Origin of the sequence: Candidatus Magnetominusculus dajiuhuensis (assembly GCF_046044395.1) — a bacterium.
Classification (GTDB): Bacteria; Nitrospirota; Thermodesulfovibrionia; order Thermodesulfovibrionales; family Magnetobacteriaceae; genus Magnetominusculus; species Magnetominusculus dajiuhuensis.
The window spans coordinates 1-5,873 of the sequence record NZ_JBJUSG010000176.1 but is presented as its reverse complement, the minus strand read 5'-3'; the positions used below and the strand labels follow the sequence as shown (position 1 = coordinate 5,873).

Annotated in this window: 5 protein-coding genes; 4 read left to right on the top strand and 1 reads right to left on the bottom strand. The window is 52.1% G+C overall.

Annotation, left to right across the window (positions count from 1 at the left end; translation table 11 throughout):
* Nucleotides 1-147: 147 nt before the first annotated feature.
* Nucleotides 148-321, bottom strand: a complete 174-nt coding sequence (locus AB7D94_RS16180; protein ID WP_420267064.1) for a hypothetical protein — start codon at nt 319-321, stop codon at nt 148-150.
* A 10-nt stretch (nt 322-331) separates the two neighbouring features.
* Here AB7D94_RS16180 and AB7D94_RS16175 point away from each other — a divergent pair, with 10 nt between their 5' ends.
* The 4 genes from AB7D94_RS16175 (at nt 332) to AB7D94_RS16160 (ending at nt 5,824) form a co-directional block, all read left to right on the top strand.
* Nucleotides 332-949, top strand: a complete 618-nt coding sequence (locus AB7D94_RS16175; RefSeq protein WP_420267063.1) for a PHP domain-containing protein — start codon at nt 332-334, stop codon at nt 947-949.
* Nucleotides 950-1,027: 78 nt separating this feature from the next.
* Nucleotides 1,028-2,470 carry a TolC family protein gene (locus AB7D94_RS16170; RefSeq protein WP_420267061.1) on the top strand — a complete coding sequence of 481 codons (1,443 nt, stop codon included), beginning with the start codon at nt 1,028-1,030 and terminating at the stop codon, nt 2,468-2,470.
* Entirely contained in the window at nt 2,470-3,648 is a 1,179-nt protein-coding gene (locus AB7D94_RS16165; RefSeq protein ID WP_420267059.1) for an efflux RND transporter periplasmic adaptor subunit, read from the top strand. The genes AB7D94_RS16170 and AB7D94_RS16165 overlap by 1 nt, the downstream gene beginning before the upstream one ends.
* A 1-nt stretch (nt 3,649) precedes the next feature.
* Complete coding sequence (locus AB7D94_RS16160) at nt 3,650-5,824, top strand: efflux RND transporter permease subunit (protein WP_420267058.1); 2,175 nt, start codon at nt 3,650-3,652, stop codon at nt 5,822-5,824.
* Nucleotides 5,825-5,873 lie beyond the last annotated feature (49 nt).

Genomic DNA, 5,873 nt, shown 5'->3' with positions numbered 1-5,873 from the left:
TCTCTGTAAACACGCATTCTCACTATCATTTTACCTTCACCGAGAATTGCTGACGTGGTGTAGTTGACCCCAAAACTGAGACGCTACCCATCTCCAGAATCTTATTAATTTCGTAATTTATCAAAAAAAGCCCTGCCATGCCCGGCCTCACTGTGGTATAATCAAACCAGCATGGCTGTAAACAGAGATAAGCTCTTCTGCGCAAAACGACAGTGCTATAAGTATATAGAGGTCTGTAAACGATGCAGATATGTGCAGGGGTGCGCCGAGTATGCGCTCTATGTGCAGCCCGCCCTGTTTGGGAATAAGAAAACGGGACATTGACAAATCAATGAACAGTCAATCAATGAACAGCCGGTTATTAAAAGTGGATATGCACGTCCATACCCACCCGTTTTCACCTTGCAGCACCACCACCCCGCACGAGGCTATTGAGGCCGCCATAAACGCGGGCATTGATGTCCTTGTGTTTACTGACCATGATACGATTTGGTCAGGGCAGGAGATTGACGAGCTGCAGCAGTGGGCGGGCGGGCAGCTTCGCCTTCTGGCGGGTATTGAGGTCTCGTGCCTTGAGGGGCATTTCCTTGTTTACGGGCTGGATAAGGTTGATGGCCTGCGCTATAATATGCCTGTTAAGGAACTGATAGGTATTGCTCGAAGGCGTGAGGCCGCCGTTATCGCCGCCCATCCATTTCGATTCAGCATGGAATGCGGCAATAACTGTTACCAGCTTGATATTGACGCCGTTGAGGTTGACAGCTCAAACACCTCACAAACCGCACAGGCCCTTGCCGTGAAACTTGCCACACAGCGCAACCTGCCACGCATCTACGCAAGCGACGCCCACTGCCCGCGCGATGTCGGCAGTTACCACACCCTGCTTTCAGGGCCGATTGACACAATTGCAGACCTTGTGCGCGAAATCAAAAACGCGAAACGGGGCTAGGTTATTCCGAAATAAGGAAATACCCCCCTCGACCACATTGACAAATTGTTGTGAAATATAGTACACTGACAGCAGGTAATGCTGAATCAAAACACCATATGTGCATCGTCGGGGGCGGCGGTTGCTGCACTTTTCCTTGTCATATTTCTTAACTCATACGTATGCCCCGCATATTGCCAATCCAACGAACAGCCGTCCAATGTTATAACCCATAGCGATACAACCCCTAACGTTCCAACCCCCAACGTTATAACCCTGAACGAGGCCATAGCGGCCGCCCTCAGGGACAATCCGCGCGTCAGGGCAGGAAGATGGGCAACCGAGGCCGTAGGGAAAGATGTATCAATCGCATGGGGTGGCCTGCTGCCGAGGCTTGAAGTGCAGGAGGGCTACAGCAACACTAACAACCCGACCTATTTTTTCATGTCCAAACTTGACCAGGGGCGTTTTACGAGCGCCGATTTGGCCGATTTGAAAGACCCCGCCCCGATTAACAACTATCGTACCAGCTTTAATTTTGAAATGCCCGTGTTTTCCATGAAGGCATATTTAGCCATTGATATGGCGAAGGTGCGCGCTGAGGGCAGGGGGTTTCAGCAAACACGCCTTGAGGAGATGACCGTCCTCGACGTGTTTAAGGCATACACAGGCGTAAAAACAGCAAAGGTTCTTAAGCAAGCGGCAGAAAAAGGCCTTGAGGACGCCAAAGAACATATGCGCATAGCGAAGGTGCGGCTTGACAAAGGCGCGGGGCTATATTCTGACGTCCTGCAGGCACAAACGGCACTGTCAGAGGCTCAGATGCGCCTTGTTACCGCCGAGAAAAACCTAAACCTTGCGAAACGCTCCCTTGGCCTGATGATAGGCTCAGAGCAGTCCTATGACAGCGCCGATGAGAAGATTGCTTTTGCCCCCCGGGCAACACCCGATGAGTATCTGAAGGGTGCCATGAGCCGCTCAGATGTGGCCGCGATGGAGAAAAACCATGACAATGCCATGAAATCTGTGGAGGCCGCGAAGGCCGAATACCTTCCCACAATAGCCCTTGGCGGCAATTATCAGTTGAACGAGCACCGGTATCCCTTTGGCGACGAGGGCAAGAGCTATCAGATAGGGGTTTTTATGAAACTAAACGTGTTTGACGGCCTGATGAGAGAATCAAAGCTGGCAAAGGCACGGTTTGAGGCCGGGGAAGCGGGGCAGCTCCTGCGCGGGATTAAACAACAGGCCGCATATGAGGTTTACGAGGTCCTCATGTCATTAGAGGAGGCGCAAAGGAGGCTTGAGCTATCGCGCGATGCCCTTAGTGCCGCGGAGGAGGGCGTCAGGCTGATTGAAAAAAGATACGCCAATTCCCTTGCCCCAATGGTATCACTGTTAGACGGGCAGACAGCCCTCGATAAGGCAAGGGCCAACGCCGCGGCGGCAGAGGGGCAGTACCTTATTGAGGCCGCTATGCTTGAATACACGGGCGGCAGGATTCTCAGGTTTTTTGGGGTTGACAATTCAGGGAGGAACTGATGAGGCATTTTAAGACATGTGCACTTATTAAGACGTTTGCGTTCATATGCCTGGCCCTCGTTGTTTACGGCTGCGGCGACAAGATAAACCCCGGAACAAAGGAGATAACCCGTCCCGCAATTACGGGAGTTAAGACGGCTAAGATAACAAAAAACACCGTAAATGACGTTTATGAAATCAGCGGCACGGTAAAGGCCGAAAACATCGCAGTGTTGTCCTCAAAGTTAATGGGCGAGATAAAGTCAATTGCCGTCAAAGAGGGTGACAGGGTCAAGGCAGGCCAAACGCTCCTTAGCATCGAAGCCGGTGAGTTCGCCAATAAGTCAGCCCAGGCAGCAGCGGGTGTGGCGGAGGCACAGGCAGCCCTTAACATGGCAGAGGAGAACAAGCTCCTTACAAATACGACCTACGAAAGATTCAAAAACCTCTATGAGGAAAAGGCGATATCCAAACAGGAGTTCAACGAGATAGATTCAAAGAGAAAGATTGCTGACCTTTCCTATACGCAGGCCGGGGCGGCACACCGGCGTGCCCGGGCAGCCCTCAGTGAGGCGCATGTGTTTCAGGGCTATACGACAATAACCGCGCCATTTAACGGCATAGTAGGGAAAAAAATGGTGGACGCGGGCGCTATGGCGGCCCCCGGCGTGCCGCTTATAACGGTTGAGGACGCCTCTTCCTATAACATAATCATCAATGTTGACGAGGGCCTTGTGGCAGATGTGAAGAAGGGCACACAGGTTGACATCTCACTTGATACCCCGGCGCTTAGGACAAAGGGGACGATTACCGAGGTGAGCCAGTACATTGACCCCGCGACGAGGACATTCTCCGTCAAAATAGCTATCGCGGAAGATGTGCCCAAAAGCGGCCTGAAAAGCGGCCTCTATGCCGTTGCCTCCATTAAGGGCAGCCCACGCCAAACCCTCAACGTGCCGGAGACAGCGGTTGTGGAAAAAGGACAGCTTCGCGGCGTCTATGTCGTGGACGAAAACGGCGTTGCAACATACAGGCTGATTACCACGGGAAGAAAATTCCCCGCAACAGTCACACTGCAAGTCCCTTCTGGAGTCACACTGGAAGTCCTCTCCGGAGTCACAGACGGCGAGGTGGTCATAACCGGTGGCACGGCAGTGGACGGCGGCCAAATAAGCGGTTATAACCAAGGCTCAAACTAGGGTGGGGAAAATTGGCATCTCAGGGCGCATTGCCGGGGCCTTCATTAACTCAAGGCTGACGCCGTTAATAGTGGTGGCCTCGCTGATTCTCGGCGTATTTGCCGTGATGGTGACCCCGCGTGAGGAAGAGCCGCAAATCATCGTCCCGATGTATGATGTTATGGTCATGTACCCGGGTGCCTCGGCCAAAGAGGTGCAAGAGCGCGTGACCCGCCCGATGGAGGGCCTGCTTTACGAAATCAAGGGCGTAGAGTATGTATACTCAATCACAAGGCCCGGTATGAGTATGGTAATCGTGCGTTTTCATGTCGGTGAGGATACAGAGAGGAGCCTCGTAAAACTCTACGACAAACTCATGTCCAATTATGACATCATCCCCCCCGGTGTCTCTAAACCACTCGTAAAACCAAAGTCCATAGACGAGGTCCCAATCCTTACGCTGACGATTTCAGGTGAAAAATATAATGGCTACCAACTAAGGCAAGTAGCCGCGGAAATGGCCAATGAACTGAAAAAAGACCCCGACATCTGTGAGATAGCAATCACAGGCGGCCAAAAAAGGCAGCTCAAGGTGGCCATAGACCCCGCCAAGCTCCGCGCCTACGGTATTTCACCGCTTGCAATTATAGACATGTTCAACACGTCAAACACGCAAATGCCTTCCGGTTCATTTCAAAAAGACAACAAGGAAATCCTCGTGGCCACCGGTGGATTCCTGAAAAACGCGGAAGATGTGGGTAATCTCGTTGTTGGAACAAGCGGCGCCTCTGCCATATACTTAAAAAACATTGCCACAATCTCCGACGGCCCCGAGGACCCCGCCAACTATGTATTTACGGGCAATGCCGCGTCAAACGACAGGCCCGGCGCAGACATACACACTGCCGCCACTATCTCAATGGCCAAAAAGAGCGGCTCCAATGCCACCGCAATAGCTAATAGGGCTATTGCAAAAACCGAACAGATGAAGGGCTGGATAATCCCCAAAGACATTGATATAAACGTAACCAGAAACTACGGCGAGACCGCTGAGGAAAAATCCAACGAACTCCTTGACCACCTGATGATAGCCACGTTCTCGGTAATAATACTTATCGCGCTGACACTGGGCTGGAAGGAATCCATCGTCGTTGCCGTTGCGGTGCCGGTTACCCTTGCCCTGACGCTTTTGGTAACTTACATCTATGGATACACGCTTAACCGCGTAACGTTGTTTTCTCTTATCTTCTCCATAGGAATCCTCGTTGACGACGCTATCGTGGTAGTGGAGAATATTCACCGGCATTTTAAGACAGGTGGGGCAAGCATACAAAGGGCGGTGATGGCGGTTGACGAGGTTGGAAATCCAACTATCCTGGCCACGTTTACGGTAATAGCGGCGCTGTTGCCGATGGCCTTCGTGAGCGGGTTGATGGGGCCGTATATGAGGCCCATACCGGTGGGGGCGTCGGCGGCGATGATCTTTTCCATTTTAATCGCGTTTGTTGTCACGCCGTGGATGAGTTTTAAGGTCTTAAGAAACGTCAAACACGCTGACCACGCTGAAGAAGCCGGGGGAAAGGCGATAACGACATTTTACGAAAAAATGCTCAGACCGTTAATCCAGCACAGGGGATACAGGATTGCGGGGCTGATGACGGTTGCGGGTCTTCTTGCAGTTGCCCTGCTTCTCCTGCCGCTTAAACTGGTTATGGTCAAAATGCTTCCATTTGACAACAAAAGCGAGATACAAATAATCATAGATATGCCGGCGGGGACGCCGCTTGAGGAAACCGCAAGGGCAACACGAGCCATAGCCGAATACGTCAGAACGGTTGCCGAGGTCAGGGACTTTCAACTTTATATCGGGACGGCGGCTCCGTTTAATTTTAACGGACTGGTCAGGCACTACTACCTCAGGCAGCAGCCAAACACGGCTGACATCCAGATAAACCTCGTCGAAAAAGGCAGACGCCGCGCACAAAGCCACGACGTCGCAAAGCGCATACGCGGCCCGATTCAGGAGATTGCAAAACACTACGGTGCCAACGTGAAAGTAGCCGAAATCCCGCCCGGCCCTCCGGTGCTTAGCACCCTTGTGGCGGAGTTATATGGCCCTGACCCTACGCGGCAAACCCAACTGGCCCACCAAATAAAAAATATATTTGAAACCACCCCCGGCGTAGTTGCTGTGTAAGCGTCAAGAAAACCCCATCTTTACAGTGGGGGTAGCAGATGTCATAATG

Bases quoted from the DNA above. Each gene is read 5' to 3' on its own strand.
- AB7D94_RS16180 (WP_420267064.1), bottom strand. From the start codon at position 321: ATGTCCCGTTTTCTTATTCCCAAACAGGGCGGGCTGCACATAGAGCGC.
- AB7D94_RS16175 (WP_420267063.1), top strand. From the start codon at position 332: ATGAACAGTCAATCAATGAACAGCCGGTTATTAAAAGTGGATATGCAC.
- AB7D94_RS16170 (WP_420267061.1), top strand. From the start codon at position 1,028: ATGCTGAATCAAAACACCATATGTGCATCGTCGGGGGCGGCGGTTGCT.
- AB7D94_RS16165 (WP_420267059.1), top strand. From the start codon at position 2,470: ATGAGGCATTTTAAGACATGTGCACTTATTAAGACGTTTGCGTTCATA.